We start from the raw sequence: 17119 nt of genomic DNA, 5'->3' as shown, positions 1-17119 counted from the left end.
ATCGCGATAGCCTGGCGCCATGTACGACCCCGCACAGCTGCGCACCTTCCTCGCCGTCGCCCAGACCCTCAGTTTCACCGCGGCCGCCCGTCGGCTCGGGGTCCGGCAGTCCACGGTGAGCCAGCACGTGCGACGGCTGGAGGACGCGACCGGGCGTCAGCTGTTCACCCGGGACACGCACCGGGTCGATCTCACGGTGGACGGCGAGGCGATGCTCGGATTCGCCCGGACGATCCTGGAGGCCCACGAACGGGCGTCGGCGTTCTTCACCGGGACCCGGCTGCGCGGGCGGCTTCGCTTCGGGGCGTCGGAGGACTTCGTGCTGACCCGGCTGCCGGAGATCCTGCAGTCGTTCCGCCGGGACCATCCGGAGGTCGAGCTGGAGCTGACGGTGGAGCTGTCGGGGACGCTGCACCAGCAGCTGGCTGCGGGCCGTCTCGATCTGGTGCTCGCCAAGCGGCGGGCCGGCGACACCCACGGGGAGCTGGTCTGGCAGGACGCCCTGATCTGGATCGGGGCGCCGCGGCTGCGGATCGACCCGGACCGCCCGGTGCCGCTGATCCTCTTCCCGCCGCCGGGCATCACCCGGGCCCGCGCGCTGGAGGTCCTGGAGGAGCAGGGCCGCTCGTGGCGGGTCGCGTGCACGAGCGGCAGCCTCAGCGGGCTGATCGCGGCCGCCCACGCGGGGCTCGGCGTGATGGCCCACAGCCGCGGCCTGGTGCCGCCCGGACTGGCCCCGGTGGCGGCGAGGGCGGGGCTGCCGGACCTGGGCGACGTGGACTTCGTCCTGCTGCACGGCCGCCGGCGGGACGGTGCGCAGCAGGCGGCGGACGCGCTGGCGGCGGCAATCCTGGCGGGCGGCGACCGGCTGATCCGCCCGCGCGGCGGAATCGGTGCGATCGGCACGCAGAGCCGTGCATGACGGGGTGCCGGGAGGGGGAGAATGGACGGGACGCGGCACACCCGGCCGGCTCGGCCCGGCCCGGTCGGCTCGACGGATCCGGACCGATCGCCCGTACCCGGACAGAATGCGGTGATCGCGGCGTACAGATTCGGTGGAGATTCCCGCGCGAGCTACTTACTCCATGGTCAGAAGCGTGCCCGGGCCTTGCCCATCTGGCCGGATTTCACCACCCGACGCGTGCAGAGGCACCTGGTACGGACAGCGTGCGGCTCTCCCGCAGCGGCGCCCGGTGGGGTAGCGTCACGGCGCTGTGCGGAGCGCCACAAGGAGCAGGTCATTGCGTGAGTTCACTGTCCCACCCATGGCGGCCGCGCCCCACGTAGGCGGGCTCGCGGATGTCGTGTTCGACTACGCCGAGGAGGATCCGCACCGGGTCGCTCTCGGCCGGAAAGACGCGGCCGGACGCTGGCGGGATGTCACCTCGGCGACGTTCCGCGACGAGGTGCTGGCATTGGCCAAGGGGCTGATCGCGCACGGGGTGCGGTTCGGCGACCGGGTCGCCCTGATGTCGCGCACCCGTTACGAGTGGACCCTCTTCGACTTCGCCCTGTGGGCGGTCGGCGCGCAGTCCGTGCCGGTCTATCCGACGTCCTCGGCCGAGCAGGTCCTGTGGATGCTGCACGACGCCGAGGTGTCGGCGGTCATGGTCGAGCACGAGGACCACGCGATGACGATCGCGTCGGTGATCGACCGGCTGCCGCAGCTGAAGCGGCTGTGGCAGCTGGACGCCGACGCGGTGACCGAGCTGGTCGAGGCCGGCGCCCATATCGACGACGAGGTCGTGCACCGGCACCGGCGCGCGGTGACGCCCGAGTCGGCGGCGACCGTCATCTACACCTCGGGCACGACGGGGCGCCCGAAGGGCTGTGTGATCTCGCACGCCAACTTCATGTTCGAGACTGACACCATGGCCCTGCGCTGGGAGTCGGTCTTCCACTCCAAGCCGGGTGACGAGGCGTCGACGCTGCTCTTCCTTCCGCTGGCGCACGTTTTCGGACGGATGGTGGAGATCACGGCGATCCGCGGACGGGTGAAGCTCGGCCACCAGCCGGAGCTGTCGGCGAAGGCGCTGATGCCGGACCTGGTGACGTTCCGCCCCACCTTCATCCTGGCGGTGCCGTACATCTTCGAGAAGGTCTTCAACGGTGCCCGGCGCAAGGCCGAGGCGGAGGGCCGGATCGGGCCGTTCGACAAGGCCGTCGACGTCGCGGTGAAGTACGCGGAGGCGATGGAGGCGCGGGCGTTCGGCACGGGTCCCGGGCCGTCCGCCGGGCTGCGGATGCAGCACCAGTTCTTCGACAAGGTCGTGTACAAGAAGGTGCGCGAGGCGATGGGCGGCCGGATCCGGCACGCCATGTCGGGCGGCTCGGGGATGGAGCGGCAGCTCGGGCTGTTCTTCGCGGGCGCGGGCGTCACCGTGTACGAGGGTTACGGGCTGACCGAGACGACGGCCGCGGCCACGGCCAACCCCCCGGAGCGCACCCGGTACGGCACGGTGGGGCAGCCGATCCCCGGCACGTCGGTGCACATCGCCGACGACGGCGAGATATGGGTGTACGGCGCCAATGTGTTCGGCGGGTATCTGGGCGACCCGAAGGCCACCGACGCGGTGCTCAACGAGGGCTGGCTGTCCACCGGCGACCTGGGGGCGCTGGACGAGGACGGCTATCTGACGATCACCGGGCGCAAGAAGGAGATCCTGGTGACGTCCGGCGGCAAGAGCGTCTCGCCGGCCGGTCTGGAGGAGCGGGTGCGGGCGCATCCGCTGGTGGCGCAGTGCATCGTGGTCGGCAACGACCGGCCGTACATCGCGGCGCTGGTCACCGTCGACCAGGAGTCCGTGGAGCACTGGCTCGCGATGCAGGGGCGGCAGGCGCTGTCCCCGGGGGAACTGGTGCGGGACCCGGATCTGGAGATGGAGGTCCGGCGCGCGGTGGTGGCCGCGAACACGGCGGTCTCCCAGGCCGAGTCGATCCGTACGTTCCGGATCCTGGCCCACCAGTTCACCGAGGAGCACGGTCTGCTCACGCCGTCGCTGAAACTGAAGCGCAAGGCGATCGAGACGGCGTACGCCGCCGAGGTGGACGCGCTCTACCGCTGACCGGGCCCGGTCCGGGACGGACACCGCACGGACGGCACCTGCGCGGATGCGCGGACGGTACCCGCGGATCCGCGCAGGTGCCGCCGCTGCGGCGCGCCCGGGAGTACCGTTCCGGTGAAAACGGCGCGCGGACGGGGAATGTGCGGGCCGTCTTGATCGTTCACTCTGGGAGTCCCACCCCCCAACGTTAGGATCGACCGCTCGTGAGCAAGGTCCCCTCCCTCACCCTCAACAATGGCGTCGAGATGCCGCAGCTCGGTTTCGGAGTCTGGCAGGTGCCGGACGACGAGGCCACGGCGGCGGTCGCCACGGCCATCGAGTCCGGGTACCGCAGCATCGACACCGCCGCGGTCTACCGGAACGAGGTGGGCACCGGAAAGGCGATCGCGGCCTCCGGTGTCGCCCGCGAGGAGCTCTTCGTGACCACGAAGCTGTGGAACACGGAGCAGGGCTACGATGCGACGCTGCGCGCCTTCGACGCCTCCCTCGACAAGCTGGGTCTCGACTACGTCGACCTGTACCTGATCCACTGGCCGGTGCCGGCCAAGGACGCGTACGTGGACACGTACCGGGCGTTCGAGAAGATCTACGCCGACGGCCGCGCGAAGGCCATCGGTGTCTCGAACTTCCTCCCCGAGCACCTGGAGCGTCTGCTGGGCGAGACGTCCGTGGTCCCGGCGCTCAACCAGATCGAGCTGCACCCGCAGCTCCAGCAGGCCGAGTCGCGTGCGCTGCACGCCCAGCACGGCATCGCGACCGAGGCCTGGTCGCCGCTCGGCTCGGGCAAGGGCCTCCTGGAGGTCCCGACCGTCGTCGCGGTGGCGCGGAAGCACGGCCGCACCCCGGCCCAGGCGGTGCTGCGCTGGCACCTTCAGACGGGCAACGTGGTGATCCCCAAGTCCGTTACCCCGTCGCGGATCGCGGAGAACATCGACGTGTTCGGCTTCGAGCTGGACGCCGACGACCTGGCCGCGTTCGCGGCGCTGGACGAGGGCAAGCGGCTCGGCCCGAACCCGGGCGAGTTCAACCTCGGCGCCTGAGGCCCGGCGTACCGCCGCTGCACCACCTGTGACCGCCGCCCGGCCCGGAGCCGGGCGGCGGTGTAGCAGTACGAGCCGTACGAGCAGTACGAGCCCCACCGAAGGGACCGGGACATGACCGGGGACACCGCGCCCGCTGTCGGGGCGGGTCTTTACCGGCTGCGCAACGTGGGCAGCGGGCTGGTGCTGGAGGTGCGGGACGCCGCGAAGGGCGGCGGCGCACCGGTGCAGCAGAACGACGCCGACGGATCGGCTGCCCAGCACTGGGAGTTCACCCCCGTCCACGAGGGCGCGGCCCTGCACCACGTGGTCAACGCCCACAGCGGCAAGCGGCTGGACGTGCGCGGCGCCTCCACGGAGAACGGGGCCGTGATCCAGCAGTGGCGCGCGAACAACTTCGGTGCGCAGGAGTGGCTGATCGAGCGCCATCTGGAGGCGCCGGGCACCGTGACGCTCGTCAGCTTCGTGAGCGGGCTGGTCCTGGAGGTCGCCGACGGCAGCACGGCGAAGGGCGCGTCCGTCCAGCAGTGGGAGGACACCGACTCCCCCGGCCAGTGGTGGCGGCTGGAGCCGGTGTCCGGCACGTTGTAGGGCGGCTTCCGGTCAGGCGCGGCGTTGCAGGATGTACAGGTCCCAGGAGTCGGGGTCGCCGACGTAGACGTAGAGCTTCGGATGTCCGGGGGTGCCGAGCACCTCCCACGGGTCCATGGGGCATTCGGGGATGGACACGACCACCGTCTGGGACCGCGGTCCGGCAACACCCGGAACGTACTCCCAGCTTCCGATGCCGGTGCACCGGTGCACCACGGGTTCCAAGGAATCGCCGTAGTCGGACGTCTCGACGCGGTCCGCCATGGCGCTGCCGTCTGCCGTGAGGGTGAGCGTGCCGTCCTTGTCGTCGGCCCACGTCCCGGCGACCCGTTCCATGCTGAGCTGCGGAGGCTCGTACCCGATCCCGGCGTACAGGCCGATCCCTGCGAGCAGACCGGCGACGACGACAGCGAGCGCCCCGTACCAGGCCACCCTTGAGAACATCACGCCGGCGGACAGCCGCGGACGGTCCGGCAACAGCAGTCTGCGTGCGACCAGCGCCGTAGCGGCGAGCCCCACCGTCGTCGCGAGCCATCCCCCGAGGCAGGCCAGCAGGCCGAACTCGGTGAGCGCCACGACGGCCGGGAACGGCAGCGCGGTTGCGGCAGCCGTCAGCGCCGGAACCCACCACCACGGCTCGCGCCCGGAGTACCTGCGGCCGAACCACCCGGCCAGGACCAGGAGCGGCATCACCACCGCGACGGACAGCAGGTAGCCGAGGACTGCACCGACCGCCGCCAGGATGGGCGCCAGCACGATCAGGAAGAAGAGCCCCAGGGTGTTGTACGGGGCGCTCGGGCTCTCCGCGGCCAGGTCCCACACGAACAGCGCGATCGCCCCGATCACGGCCTCGACGAACAGCACCGACATCGACGTCATCAGCACCGCGCCGAACCTGTCCCTCACACGCGACTGCCCCGGCCCCGGATTCCACGTTTCTGAACGCATTCAAATCCCCTCCGCCCCGCATCCTCCTCCATCGGGCCGGATCTGGGCACCCTCGCGGACGGGCTTCCCCGCTCAGGCGCGGCTGCCCAGGTGGACCGTACGGGCCATGAGGAGGTAGGTGTCGCGGCGGCGGTGCAGTCCGGCCGGGTCCTCGGGGTCGAGCAGCCGGTCGAGCACGGCGTTGTCGTCGGCGTCGAGCCGGTCGCGCAGCCCGTCGCGGCGGCGGGCGAATTCGGCGATGACGTGCTCACGCGCCACCTCGCCGAGCGGTGCGGGCAGGTCGAGCAGGAAGCTGCGGGTGCCCTGCGGGGCGAGGCCCACCGCGGTGAACAGCGCGGCCCAGTCCTCGTTCTCCCGCCGGGTGTCGGGCAGGACCGCACGCATCTCCTCGAAGGCCTCGGCCTGCACCGCCTCCATCCGGGCCTCCAGCCCCGGCCGGCCGAAGCCGAGGTCGCGCGGGAGCTGGCGCGGCTGCAGCCCGCCCTCGACGAGCGCGACGGTGCCGCCGGGGTTCAGCAGCCCGGCGAAGCCGGCCAGCACGGCGCGCTGGTCCCCCATGTGATGCAGGGCGTTGCCGGCCCACACCAAGTCCGCCTGCCCCAGCTCCGCCAGACCGTCCGGGATGTCGGCGTGGAGGGTGGTGACCCGGTCTCCGAGCCCGAGCCGCTGCGCGCGCTCGCGGGTGCGCTCCAGCAGGGCCGGGGTGCCGTCGACGGCGACCACCTCCGACTCCGGGAACACCTCGGCGAGCAGGCAGGAGATCACGCCCGGCCCGCTGCCGATGTCCAGGACCCGGCGCACCTTCGGGGCATCGGGCAGACCGGCGACCCAACGGGCCGCCTCCGTGTACTGCTCGCTGCTGAGTTCGGCGTTCTGCTCCAGCAGCGGACCCATGACGTCCCAGTCGAAGTCGGCCGGGTCCTGGTGCTGCCCGTGCGCACCACCGTGCCCGTGATCGTGCCCGTGGTTGCTGTCGTGGTGGTGTCCGTGTCCCGTGTGGTTGCTCATGGGATCAGACTCACCACACCTCATCCATGGGGCAAACTTTGTTGCCGTTACGGCAAGCCGCGCCCCGGGACCTACCGGCGGCGAAATGCCAGCAGCCGGTACTCCGGATCCGCGCGCCGATACTCGGGCCCGGGCAGCGCGGTCAGGACCTGGGCGAGTTGTTCGGCATCCGGCCCGGACAGGGCCAGGCGCGAGACGAAGTAGCCGCGCCGCACGCCCCGGGCAGCGTTCAAAGGCGTCCGCCCCTGTCCATGGCCACGGAAGACGGCACTGCCCGCCACATCGAGGCCGTGTGCGGCGCCGTACTCGATGATCCGCTCCGTCGCATCGGACGGGCTCGGCGCCAGGTACGGGGCGAACGCCTCGTCGATGTCGCTGCCGACATCGTGCGCCGCGTCCTTGTCGACGGTGGTCACGAACACACCGCCGGGCCTCAGCACGCGCGCCGCCTGGGCCACCACCGCTCGCGCGGCTCCTTCCTCGCGCAGCAGGTGCAGCAGCCAGACCGCCGTCACCGCGTCGACCGCCGCATCGGGCAGGGGCAGCCGGCGAGCGTCGGCGAGCACCACGCCACCGACGCGCTGCCCCGCGACGCGGGCCATGCCGTGGGCGGCGTCGGAGCCGAACACCCGCAGACCGGGGCGGCCGCCCGCGATTCGCTCGGTGACCAGTCCCGTACCGCAGCCGATGTCCAGCAGCGTGCGGGCAGCAGGCGGGACGAGGCCGAGCACCGCACCGGCGGCCGCCTCCGCCCGGGGCACTCCACCGCGGGTGGCGTCGTAGGTCGCGGCCTCGTCGTCGTAGTCAAGCATCCGGCCGACTGTACGACATGCCCCCGGGCACAGGGCGCAGGGCTGACGTCCGTATTGCCGGTGGGCCACCTGGGCCATAACTTGCCGTTATGGAGCTGGAGTTGCGCCACCTACGGACCGTACGTGCCATCGCCGACACCGGAAGCCTCACCAAGGCCGCCGCCTCTCTCGGACTTGCCCAGCCCGCTCTGAGCGCACAGTTGCGGCGGATCGAGAAGGCACTGGGCGGCCCGTTGTTCGACCGGGACCACACGGGCGCGCGGCCGACGCTCCTGGGCGAACTGGTGCTGGAGCGGGCACGGGTGGTGCTGCCGGCCGTCAGCGAGCTCCAGGAGGAGGCGGTGCGGTTCGCGAACGCGTGGGGGGCCATGGAGCGGTTCCGGCTGGGGGGCACGCACGGACCGCTGCTCGGCGGGCTCGTCGACCGGCTGGCCGCGGCGCACCCGGCAGCGCCGGTGTCCACGTACACCTCATGGTCGGTTGCGGAGCTGGCAGCCCAACTGGTGGACGGCAGGCTTGACTTCGTCCTCATCGGGACTTGTGGCGAGAGCCCGCCGCCGGTCGCCGACCGGCTGGAATGGCAGGTCGTGGGGATCGATCCGGTCTTCGTGATGCTACCGGAGAGCCATCCGCTGGCCGGGGAGGCGGAGCTGGAGCTCTCCGCGCTGGCGGACGAGTGCTGGGCGGATGTGCCAGGGGACGGCTGCTTCGCGGACTGCTTCGTGGCCGCCTGCGCGCGGGCCGGCTTCAGCCCGGTGTCGGTGTACGAGACGGACACCGCGTCGGTCGTCCATCTGGTGCAGGTGGGGCGCGCGGTCGGGCTGTGCCGGGCGACGTTCCCGCCGACGCCGGGTGTGGTGACCCGTCCGGTGACCGGTTCGCCGCTCAGCTGGCGCCATCTGCTGGGCTGGCACCCCCGCTCGGCGGCCGCGTCGGCGGCGGCCGGAGCGGTGAGCGGGCACACCCGGGCGGCCTACGCCGAGGCGGTGGAGCGGAGCGACACCTACACGCGCTGGCTCGCCGCGCATCCCCGCTTCGGCGCCGCTTCCTGACGGGCCCTGAGTGGTGCTTTGTAACGTCTCCAGGCAGGCGGCCCCGGCTACTCCGCACCGTGTCCCGGAGCGACGGCCTCGACCCTGGCGGCCAGCCCCAGGTCCTTCTCGGTGACCTTTCCGCCCGCGTCGTGGGAGTTCACGGACAGGGCGACGGTGTTGTAACCGAGCGTGAGATCGGAGTGGTGGTTCAGCTCGTCCTGGATCTGGGCGACGTGCACGGTGAGGCCGGCGGCGGCGAAATGCGACGGGAGGCGGTAGGTGCGGGTGATCCGGTCCCCTTCCAGCGTCCAGCCGGGCAGTTCGCGCAGCCGGTTCTCGATCTCGTCCTGGGGCAGCGGTGCGGCAGGCATGCGGTGGCTCCCTCGCTAGGGCCTTGCTGGTCGATGATGCCGGTGACGTTACGGTCTCGGTATGACAACTGTCGCGCTTGACACGGGGGTAGGGCCGCTGCTGCGCAGCTGGCGGGAGCGTCGCCGGATCAGCCAGCTGGAGCTGGCGCTGCGTGCCGACTCATCGGCACGGCACATCTCCTTCATCGAAACAGGCCGCTCCCGGCCCAGCGAGGAGATGGTCCTGCGGCTGGCCGGCCATCTGGACGTGCCGGTGCGGGAACGCAACGCCCTTCTGGTGGTGGCCGGTTATGCCCCGCGGTACACGGAGACCGCGCTCGACGACCCCGCGATGGGTGCGCTGCGCGAGGGCATGGACCGGCTGCTCCAGGGTTACGACCCGTATCCGGCGTTCGTCGTCGACGGCCTGTACACCGTGGTGGCGGCCAATCAGGGGATGACCCGGATACTGGACGGGGTGGCGGAGCATCTGCTCACACCACCGCTGAACGCGATGCGGCTCACGCTGCACCCGGAGGGGCTGGCTCCGCGGATCCGCAATCTGAGGGAGTGGCGGGCCGATCTGCTGGCCCAGATGGAGCGTCAGATCGCCCTGGTCCGTTCGGCGGAGCTGCGTGCCCTGTACGAGGAGGTCGCGGACTATCCCGTACCGGCGGGAGCCGATGGCGACGCGGACCGTGCCGCGCCCTCGTCCTCGGTTCCCTTCGCCCTGCCCCTGGTGATCGAGCACGGGGGGCAGCTGCTCTCCTTCATCGCGTCCATCGCGACGTTCAACACCCCGATGGACGTGACGGTCGCGGAGCTGGCCATCGAGACGCTGCTGCCGGCCGACGCGGCCACCGCCGCGTATCTGAGGTCGCTCATTTGCTGACGACGGGCAGGGCCCACGGGGCGTCCGCCCTGGCCAGGACCTGCGCGGCCAGGCACACCACGGCGAGGATCAAGACGGCCAGCAGGAGCGGCAGGATCGGATGACCGTGCAGGACGGCCACGGCCCCGACGAGGGCTCCGGCCAGCATGGCGGCGGCCGAGAGGACCCGGCGGCCGGCCTTGCTGCCGGGCCCCCCGGCCAGTCGGCCGTCGGAGGCGATGCCGGTGATGGTCAGGGTCAGCACGGTCGTCTTGAGATCGGGGACGGCGAGCGCCCGCGCGAGGGAGTTCTGCAGGCCGAGGCCCAGGGCGAGCAGCACGATGAGGGTGAAGCGCACGCCGCCGGTGTAGGGGCTGCCTGAGAAGAGCGTGACGACCAGAGCGGCCAGGACGCACGCCGTTTCCGCGCACAGGGCGTGCAGGAGCATGCGGCCGCGGTGGGCGTGGGAGCGGTGGACGATCCGCCCTCCGGTCACCGCCCCCACCACGAACCCGCCGAGGGCGACGAACGAGGCGGCCAGGGAGAAGCCCGGAGCTCCGGCGAACGCGAACCCGGCGAAGACCACGTTGCCGGTCATGTTCGCGACGAATACCCGGCCCAGTTCGAGATAGCTGACGGCGTCGACCAGTCCGGTGACGACGGTCAGGGCGAGCATCAATGGCGGCAGCGGTCCGTGCCGGTCGTTCATGTCCGGTACGAGGGTGGTCCATGCCTCACGCAGCACTACGGGCACGGGCATGGGCATGGGCACCGGCACGCTCCGATCGCAAAATGGGGTGATCAGGATTGTGCCGTCGTGACCAGGGCCGAACGCCATGGCCGATGCGCGTCGCCCCTGTTCCGCTCGAACGGCGCAGGGGCGACGGACCGGCACATGGCCGGATCGGTGGAGGACGCGGGCATCACGCGCGCCCGTCGCCGAGGACGCGGGCGGCTCCACGCGCGCTCGTTGTCGGGGAAGCGGGCTACACGCGCGCCCCGTTGTCGAGCGGGTCACGCTGCCCCGCCCCGGACTTCCTGCGCGGGGTGCGGGCGGGCGGCGGGGCCTTGCTGCCGCGCTCCAGGAGAAGGGCGGCGGGTACGGCGGTCATGACCGAGGAGTACGTACCGACGACGATGCCGATCAGCAGGGCGAGGGCGAAGTCCGCGAGCGAGTCGCCGCCCAGCACCGCCAGCGCGACGAGGATGAACAGGGCACCCATACCGGTGTTGACGGTTCTGGGGACGGTCTGCAGGACGGCCCGGTTCGCCACGTCCGCCAGGGGTTGTCTGCGGGCCTTCGCCCACAGTTCCCTGACCCGGTCGAAGACGACGACCGAGTCGTTGACGGAGTATCCGATGACAGTGAGGAGCGCCGCCAGGAAGATGCCGTCGACGGTGCGGCCCAGCCAGGCGAAGGCCCCGACCAGGATGATCACGTCATGGACGAGCGCCCCGACGGAGGCCACGGCGAACGTCCAGCGGAACCGGATCGCCAGATAGCCCAGTTGGACGAGCACGGCGATGGCCAGGGCGATCAGCGCGTTGCGCCGCAGTTCGTCGCCCAGGCTGGGGCCGATGAGTTCGTCGCGGACCTTGGTGGTCTCACCGCCCTCCGCGGCGAGGGCGGCGCGCAGTGCGTGTTCGCCGTCGTTGTCCAGGTCTCCGGTCCGCACCGAGATGTCGCCGGCGCCGGCCGTGGTGACCTCCGCGTCGCCGAAGCCCGCACCGGCCAGCGCGGTGCGTGCACTCTCCACGTCGACGGGGCGGCTGGTGGCGTACTCGACGAGCCGGCCACCGGTGAACTCGACGCCCAGGTTGACGCCGCGCACCAGGATGCCCGCGACCGCGACCGCGATGAGGACGGCGGAGAACAGCAGCCAGCGCCGGGGGGAGCGCATCAGCTGCGGATCGCGGCGGGCGATCCAGGTCCGTACCCGGCCGGGGCTCGCGATGCCGTTGACGCCCCGGTAGTCACTGACGAACCGGGAACGGGCCGCCGTCTCCGTGAGGGCTCGGGCGATGACGAGCGCGGAGAACATCGACGCGAGGACGCCGATGCCGAGCGTGACGCCGAAGCCCTTGACCGGGCCGGAGCCGAGGAAGAAGAGCAGGCCCGCCGCGATGAGCGTCGTCACGTTGGAGTCCGCGACGGCGCTCCAGGCGTGCCGGAAGCCAGCGGTGAGCGAAGTGCGCAGGGACTTGCCCGGGCGGAGCGCGTATTCCTCTCTCGCCCGTTCGAAGACCAGCACGTTCGCGTCGACCGCCATCCCGATGGCCAGAACAAACCCGGCGAGTCCGGGCAGCGTGAGTGTGACGCCGAGCGCGACCAGCGCGGCGTACGAGATGACTCCGTAGGCGCCGAGAGCCACGGCGGCGAGGGCGCCGAAGAGCCGGTAGACGACGGTGATGAACAGCGCCGTGGCCGCGGCGCCGATGACGGCGGCGCGGGCACTGGCGTCGATGGCGGCGGCGCCGAGCGTCGGGCCGACGGTCCGCTGCTCGACGATCTCGACGGGTACGGGCAGTGCTCCACCCTGGATCAGCAGGGCGAGTTCACGGGCCTCGTCGGCGCTGAAGGAGCCGGTGATCTGGGTTGATCCGGAGGGCAGCCCGGTGTCGCAGGCGACGGTCGGGGAGACCTGCGGCGAGGAGATCACCTGCTTGTCGAGGACGATGGCGACGCGGCGCCGCTCGTCCTGGACGGGGTGGCAGGCCGCCTCACCGGTCAGCCGGGTCCAGTCCCGGCCGGCGTCCTTGTGGAAGTCGAGGGAGACACTCCAGCCGGCGCCCTGCTGGGCGTCGAACGCGGCGGAGGCCTCCTTGACGCCCGCGCCCGAGAGCGCGGCGGGGCCGAGGGCGAGGGTGCGGTCCTGTTCGTCGGGGAGCGTCAGGCCTTCGCCGCCCGGGGTGCCCGGTCCCTGTACGGCGTGGAAGGTGAGCTGGGCGGTCTTGCCGATGACCTCGGCGGCCTTGCGCGGGTCCTGGACGTCCGGGAGTTCGACGATGATCCGGTCCTCGCCGGAGCGGGTCAGGGTCGGCTCCGTGACGCCGAGCGAGTCGATGCGCTTGCGCAGCACCTCCAGGGTGCGGTCGGTGCTCTCCCGGTCGGCCTTGGCCGTGTCGGAGTCCTTGGCCTGCAGCACCATGCGGGTGCCGCCCTGGAGATCGAGGCCGAGTCTGGGGGACATGGTCAGCGTGATGAGCACGGAGGCGAGCAGTACGGCCGCGGCCAGAACCGCCCGCACCGTGGTGGCGCGGGTCATGCGTGTTTCCTCCGAGGGGCGGCCGGACACGGCCCGGCACCCTGAAGGGCGCTAGGACGGCGTGAACGGCACGGCAGTGATGAGGGGCGGGACCGGTGACGGGTCCCCGGACCGGTGAGCGGCGGTCCTCGGAGGCCCGCGCACGCCGGGGAGCGCGGCGCGGAAACGGTCGGCGGAGCCGGCGGGTGCGGCAGGTGCGGGCCCTGGGACGGGGTGGTGGAGCGGGACTCCGGGCGGGAGCGGTGGCAGGCAGCCGGGACCGGGTGGTGGCAGGTGCTGCGGGGTACGGGGATGCTCTGCGGCGGCCCACGGCTGGGGTGCCGTCGCCGGTCCGGGGCGGTGGACGCCGGCAGCGGTGACCGCCCCGGACCGGCCGGGGGTGGTACGGGTGTCGCGGTCGCCCGGCGCCCGGCCGGTCGGGTGGGTCCGCACGGTACGGTCCGTGCGGAGGGAGCGGTCGGTACCGAGGGCGAACGGCCGGATTCCGGCCGGGCTGTCGGCGGTGGGCGCCGTACCGGCGGACGAGCGGATGGGGAGTCCGGCCCCGGCCGCTGCGGGTGCGCCGCCCGCCACGGCGAGGACGGCCAGGAGCAGCGCGACAAGGAACTGCCGCGCCGCCGCCGTGCGTCCGGGGTGCGCCGGGCCGTCCGGCCGGCTCCCGGGAGGCGCGTTCCCCCGGGGCGGCCCCGGGAGGGGGGTCACCCGGATCGGCCGGGCAGGGCCGGTGCGGCGGAGGCGTGACGGAGTACGGAGCTCAGGATCAGCCCGGCACCGCGCACGACCGTGGTCGCCGGATCGTCCGTGAGCCGGACGGGGGCGCCGAGGCGGACCGCGATCCGATGGGTGATGTCCGGGCGCAGCGCACCGCCTCCGGCGAGCAACGGACCTCGGCGCAGGGCTCCGAGCAGCGCCCCGTGCCGGTCCTGGTGCCACATCTCCATGACCATGTCCAGGACGGCGCGGACGACGGCGGTGGGTGCCTCGCCGGGTTCCAGGTCGCTGGTACCGGTTTCGGCCAGGCGCGCGTCGCGGACCCTTCCGTCGACGAGGAGGGTCGCTTCGGTCAGTTCGGCACCGATGTCCACGACGAGGAGCGGGCCGCCGCCCTGCGGTCCGGCGCAGGCGGCAGCGGCTCTGGCACTGTCCAGGACGATGACGCTCGACGGGCCGAGCGCGGTGAGGATGTCCCGGGCGGCGGTGCGGTGTCCTGCTCCGGCGAGGACGGGCCGGCTGAGGACGATCACCGTGTCGCTGCGGTCGGCGCCCAGGGCGGTGTCGGCGATCCGGCCGAGCATCCGGCCGCAGGACTCCGTGTCGACGATGCGTCCGCGCCGGACCGGACGGCCGCCGTGCCCGTAGTCACCGGCCGGGTCGGCTCCGGTGTCCGCGACGACACCCTGCCCGGGGATCCAGGCTCGGGTCCGGGAGCTGCCGAGGTCGATCGCGAGCCCGCGGGTGATCCCGCGGTGCTGTGGATGCTGCCGGTGCTGCCGGTGAACGGAGCGAGCCTCTCGCTGTCCGTCGCGCAAAGAACGCATCGCCCCTCACCCCCGGCCCGCTACTGCGGCCGTTCACACACCCATTGACCCGCAGATAGCGAGGCATGGCCGAACCATCACTATGCAATAGGGAGGCAAAGAAAGCCACTCCCGCACCGAATCGAAGGACTCGGCGCAGCAGGTAAGCGCGGCGCCGGACATGGGTGTCCTCGCGCGCGGCCCGGACACCCGTGGCCGACCGGGCATGGGTGTGGCGCGGGCGTGGGCCCGGGCGTGGTCCACGCCCGCGCCCGCGCCACGGGACACGTCCGCACCGACGGCCCCACACGCGACCGGCCGCCACCCGGCCGCCGGACACACCTCTAGTCCGGCGGCCGCACGGTCACGCGGCCGCACTCTCACGCACTCACACAGCCACACAGCTGCACAGCTGCACAGTCACGCCGTCACGCCGTCACGCCGTCACGCCGTCACGCCTCGGACGGCAGGAACTCCACGATCAGTTCCGCGAACTCCTCCGGGTCGGCGATCCGCACACCCAGGTCCTCCGCCTTGGTGCGCTTGGAGCCGGCCTTCTCGCCGGCCACCAGGAGGGTGGTGCGCTTGGAGACGCTGGAGGAGGACTTCCCGCCGGCGCGCTCGATCAGCTCGTTCATCTGATTGCGCGAAAGCTTTTCCAGCGCCCCCGTCATCGCTCCGGTGACCACCACGGTCATCCCGCCCAGCGGCCGCCCGTCCACGCCCTCGCCGTCGGCTGCCGCGTCGCCCTCCTCGCCCGGCTCCGGCGGCGGCGTCGCACCCGGCTCGGTCATGGTGACCCCGGCGGCGACCAGCTTCTCGATCAGCGGGGCAAGCTCCACCAGCTCCGCGACGACGCCGGCGGCCTTCTCCTTGCCGATGCCGTCGACCCGCTGGAGCGTCTCGGCGTCGGCGGCTCTGATCCGGTCCATGTCCGCGAAGTAGCGGGCGATCCGCCGGGACATGGAGCGCCCGGTGCCTCGCACCCCGAGGGCGCAGAAGACCCGGGAGAGCGGCTGTGCACGTGCCGCGTCGATCGCTTCGAGAAGATTGTCGGTGCTGGTCTCGCCCATCCGCTCCAGGGCGAGCAGCTGCCCGCGCTCCAGGGTGAACAGATCGGCGAAGTCCGTGACCAGTCCGGCGTCGACGAGCTGGACGACCCTGGTCGCGCCGAGTCCCTCGATGTCGAGCTGGTCGCGCCCCGCCGCGTACGAGATGGAAGCCACCAGGCGGCAGTTACGGCCCCGGACACAGCGCCAGCGCTGCTCGCTGGTGTCGATCTCGGAACCGCACTGCGGGCACGCCTCGGGGAAGACGACCGGCTGCTCCTCTCCGGTCCGCAGATGGGCGACGGGTGCCTCGATGCGGGGAATGATGTCGCCCGCCTTGTAGACCATCACGTGGTCGCCGATCCGCAGATCTCGGCGGGTGATGTCGGCCGGGTTGTGGAGGGTGGCGAAGCTGACGGTCGATCCGTCGATCTCGACCGGCTCCAGCACGGCGCGCGGCGCGATGATGCCGGTACGGCCCACGTTCCACTCGACGCCGAGCAGGCGGGTGACCTTCTCCACGGCCGGCAGCTTGTACGCGATGGCCCAGCGCGGCGCCCGGGTGCCGGAGCCCGCGTCGCGCTGGTCGGCGGCGAGGTCCGCCTTGATGACGATGCCGTCGATACCGAAGGGCAACGAGGCGCGCAGCGAAGCGACTTCCTCGATCCGCGCCTGGGCGTCCTCGACGGTGGTGACGGTGCGCGGTGCCACCGCCGTGTCCGCCGCCGTGTGGACGCCGAGCCCCGCCGCATAGCCGAGGGTCTCGCTGTGGGGCAGCTCGGCCGGTGTGACGGCGAGCTCATCCGACTCGGGCAGCGCGACCACGCCGTACGCGAAGAACGTCATCTCCACCGTGTAGGGGCGGTCCTTGGCGCGCAGGGTGCCCGCCGCGCCGTTGCGTGCGTTGGCGAAGGGCGCGCCGCCGTGTTCGGTGCGGAGCGTGTTGGCCTGCTCGAACTGCTCGGTCGTCATCAGGATCTCGCCGCGCATCTCGATCGTGACCGGCTCGGCGAGCTGCCGGGGCAGTCCGACGACGGTGCCGATCGCATGCGACACGTCCTCACCTGCGGTGCCGTCGCCCCGGGTGATCAGCTGCTCCAGCCTGCCGGCGCGGTAACGGGCCGCGACCGCGAGGCCGTCGAGCTTCGGCTCGACGCTCCAGGCGGTGACCGGGCGGCCGATCCGGCGCTCCAGCGAGGCCGTCCAGGTGGCGAACTGCTCGGCCGAGAAGACGTTGTCCAGGGAGAGCATCGGGACCGTGTGCGGCACGTCCCCGACCGCCACGCCTCCGGCCACCTTGCCGGTCGGCGACTCGGCCAGCGCGTCCTGCGGGTGGTCCTGCTCGTATGCGGCGATGCCGCGCGCCAGCCGGTCGTACGCATCGTCGTCGAGCGTGCTCTCGCCCGTGGCGTAGTACGCGGCGGCGGCCTGCGACGCTTCTTCGACCGCGGCGGCGTAGGCGGCGGTATCGGCGAGCACAACAGCTGAGTTCGTCATGCCCCCATCCTGCCGTCCACCACTGACAACGCCCTGGTCATGAGGGCCGGGGGCCGCTTCGGGGCGGCCGC

At 72.2% G+C, this 17119-nt stretch carries 15 protein-coding genes; 6 read left to right on the top strand and 9 right to left on the bottom strand.

The window, feature by feature from the left end; translation table 11 throughout:
• Positions 1–19 precede the first annotated feature (19 nt).
• The 4 genes from ACIOEW_RS07825 to ACIOEW_RS07810 all read left to right on the top strand — a co-directional run bounded on the left by ACIOEW_RS07825 (position 20) and on the right by ACIOEW_RS07810 (position 4696).
• The gene (locus tag ACIOEW_RS07825) at positions 20–922 is read left to right on the top strand and encodes a LysR substrate-binding domain-containing protein (protein WP_401962332.1); all 903 of its coding nucleotides are present in this window, start codon (positions 20–22) and stop codon (positions 920–922) included.
• 343 nt (positions 923–1265) lie between these two features.
• Entirely contained in the window at positions 1266–3065 is a 1800-nt protein-coding gene (locus ACIOEW_RS07820; RefSeq protein ID WP_401962974.1) for an AMP-dependent synthetase/ligase, read from the top strand.
• 203 nt (positions 3066–3268) lie between these two features.
• Positions 3269–4105 carry an aldo/keto reductase gene (locus ACIOEW_RS07815; protein WP_401962329.1) on the top strand — a complete coding sequence of 279 codons (837 nt, stop codon included), beginning with the start codon at positions 3269–3271 and terminating at the stop codon, positions 4103–4105.
• Between the two features lie 114 nt (positions 4106–4219).
• The gene (locus tag ACIOEW_RS07810) at positions 4220–4696 is read left to right on the top strand and encodes an RICIN domain-containing protein (protein WP_362555412.1); all 477 of its coding nucleotides are present in this window, start codon (positions 4220–4222) and stop codon (positions 4694–4696) included.
• Positions 4697–4708: 12 nt separating this feature from the next.
• Here the strand turns inward: ACIOEW_RS07810 and ACIOEW_RS07805 are convergent, their stop codons facing one another.
• The 3 genes from ACIOEW_RS07805 to ACIOEW_RS07795 all read right to left on the bottom strand — a co-directional run bounded on the left by ACIOEW_RS07805 (position 4709) and on the right by ACIOEW_RS07795 (position 7464).
• Complete coding sequence (locus tag ACIOEW_RS07805; RefSeq protein ID WP_401962326.1) at positions 4709–5602, bottom strand: hypothetical protein; 894 nt, start codon at positions 5600–5602, stop codon at positions 4709–4711.
• A 114-nt stretch (positions 5603–5716) separates the two neighbouring features.
• On the bottom strand, positions 5717–6652 hold the full coding sequence (locus tag ACIOEW_RS07800) for a class I SAM-dependent methyltransferase (protein ID WP_401962323.1): 936 nt from the start codon (positions 6650–6652) through the stop codon (positions 5717–5719).
• Between the two features lie 71 nt (positions 6653–6723).
• Positions 6724–7464 carry a class I SAM-dependent methyltransferase gene (locus ACIOEW_RS07795; RefSeq protein ID WP_401962320.1) on the bottom strand — a complete coding sequence of 247 codons (741 nt, stop codon included), beginning with the start codon at positions 7462–7464 and terminating at the stop codon, positions 6724–6726.
• Between the two features lie 89 nt (positions 7465–7553).
• On the opposite strand from ACIOEW_RS07795, the gene ACIOEW_RS07790 reads away from it, so the two are divergent.
• Positions 7554–8516 carry a LysR family transcriptional regulator gene (locus ACIOEW_RS07790; protein ID WP_401962318.1) on the top strand — a complete coding sequence of 321 codons (963 nt, stop codon included), beginning with the start codon at positions 7554–7556 and terminating at the stop codon, positions 8514–8516.
• A 47-nt stretch (positions 8517–8563) separates the two neighbouring features.
• Here ACIOEW_RS07790 and ACIOEW_RS07785 read toward each other — a convergent pair whose 3' ends face one another.
• Positions 8564–8869: a 4a-hydroxytetrahydrobiopterin dehydratase gene (locus ACIOEW_RS07785; protein WP_350996471.1), complete on the bottom strand. Its 306-nt coding sequence runs from the start codon at positions 8867–8869 to the stop codon at positions 8564–8566.
• 61 nt (positions 8870–8930) lie between these two features.
• Between ACIOEW_RS07785 and ACIOEW_RS07780 the strand changes: the two genes are divergently transcribed.
• Positions 8931–9740, top strand: coding sequence for a helix-turn-helix domain-containing protein (locus ACIOEW_RS07780; RefSeq protein ID WP_401962316.1), 810 nt, complete (start codon positions 8931–8933; stop codon positions 9738–9740).
• Here ACIOEW_RS07780 and ACIOEW_RS07775 read toward each other — a convergent pair.
• From ACIOEW_RS07775 to ligA, 5 genes are all read right to left on the bottom strand, one after another.
• Positions 9730–10473 (bottom strand): YoaK family protein, encoded by a 744-nt coding sequence (locus tag ACIOEW_RS07775; protein ID WP_362555437.1) that lies wholly within the window; start codon positions 10471–10473, stop codon positions 9730–9732. The two genes, ACIOEW_RS07780 and ACIOEW_RS07775, sit on opposite strands and share 11 nt — an antisense overlap.
• 232 nt (positions 10474–10705) lie before the next feature.
• Positions 10706–12985, bottom strand: coding sequence for a protein translocase subunit SecD (gene secD, locus ACIOEW_RS07770; protein WP_401962314.1), 2280 nt, complete (start codon positions 12983–12985; stop codon positions 10706–10708).
• A 51-nt stretch (positions 12986–13036) separates the two neighbouring features.
• Positions 13037–13687, bottom strand: coding sequence for a hypothetical protein (locus tag ACIOEW_RS07765; protein ID WP_401962312.1), 651 nt, complete (start codon positions 13685–13687; stop codon positions 13037–13039).
• Positions 13684–14523, bottom strand: a complete 840-nt coding sequence (locus ACIOEW_RS07760; protein WP_401962310.1) for a rod shape-determining protein MreC — start codon at positions 14521–14523, stop codon at positions 13684–13686. The genes ACIOEW_RS07765 and ACIOEW_RS07760 overlap by 4 nt, the downstream gene beginning before the upstream one ends.
• A 431-nt stretch (positions 14524–14954) precedes the next feature.
• On the bottom strand, positions 14955–17048 hold the full coding sequence (gene ligA, locus ACIOEW_RS07755; protein ID WP_401962307.1) for an NAD-dependent DNA ligase LigA: 2094 nt from the start codon (positions 17046–17048) through the stop codon (positions 14955–14957).
• Between the last annotated feature and the right edge of the window lie 71 nt (positions 17049–17119).

Source organism: Streptomyces sp. NPDC087901, from assembly GCF_044742205.1.
Classification (GTDB): domain Bacteria; phylum Actinomycetota; class Actinomycetes; order Streptomycetales; family Streptomycetaceae; genus Streptomyces.
The sequence above is the reverse complement of the archived record's forward strand: the minus strand, read 5'-3'. Positions and strand labels throughout refer to the sequence as shown.

Coding starts and splice junctions, on each gene's coding strand:
- ACIOEW_RS07825 (WP_401962332.1), top strand. CDS start 20: ATGTACGACCCCGCACAGCTGCGCACCTTCCTCGCCGTCGCCCAGACC.
- ACIOEW_RS07820 (WP_401962974.1), top strand. CDS start 1,266: ATGGCGGCCGCGCCCCACGTAGGCGGGCTCGCGGATGTCGTGTTCGAC.
- ACIOEW_RS07810 (WP_362555412.1), top strand. CDS start 4,220: ATGACCGGGGACACCGCGCCCGCTGTCGGGGCGGGTCTTTACCGGCTG.
- ACIOEW_RS07800 (WP_401962323.1), bottom strand. CDS start 6,652: ATGAGCAACCACACGGGACACGGACACCACCACGACAGCAACCACGGG.
- ACIOEW_RS07795 (WP_401962320.1), bottom strand. CDS start 7,464: ATGCTTGACTACGACGACGAGGCCGCGACCTACGACGCCACCCGCGGT.
- ACIOEW_RS07790 (WP_401962318.1), top strand. CDS start 7,554: ATGGAGCTGGAGTTGCGCCACCTACGGACCGTACGTGCCATCGCCGAC.
- ACIOEW_RS07785 (WP_350996471.1), bottom strand. CDS start 8,869: ATGCCTGCCGCACCGCTGCCCCAGGACGAGATCGAGAACCGGCTGCGC.
- ACIOEW_RS07780 (WP_401962316.1), top strand. CDS start 8,931: ATGACAACTGTCGCGCTTGACACGGGGGTAGGGCCGCTGCTGCGCAGC.
- secD (WP_401962314.1), bottom strand. CDS start 12,985: ATGACCCGCGCCACCACGGTGCGGGCGGTTCTGGCCGCGGCCGTACTG.
- ACIOEW_RS07760 (WP_401962310.1), bottom strand. CDS start 14,523: ATGCGTTCTTTGCGCGACGGACAGCGAGAGGCTCGCTCCGTTCACCGG.
- ligA (WP_401962307.1), bottom strand. CDS start 17,048: ATGACGAACTCAGCTGTTGTGCTCGCCGATACCGCCGCCTACGCCGCC.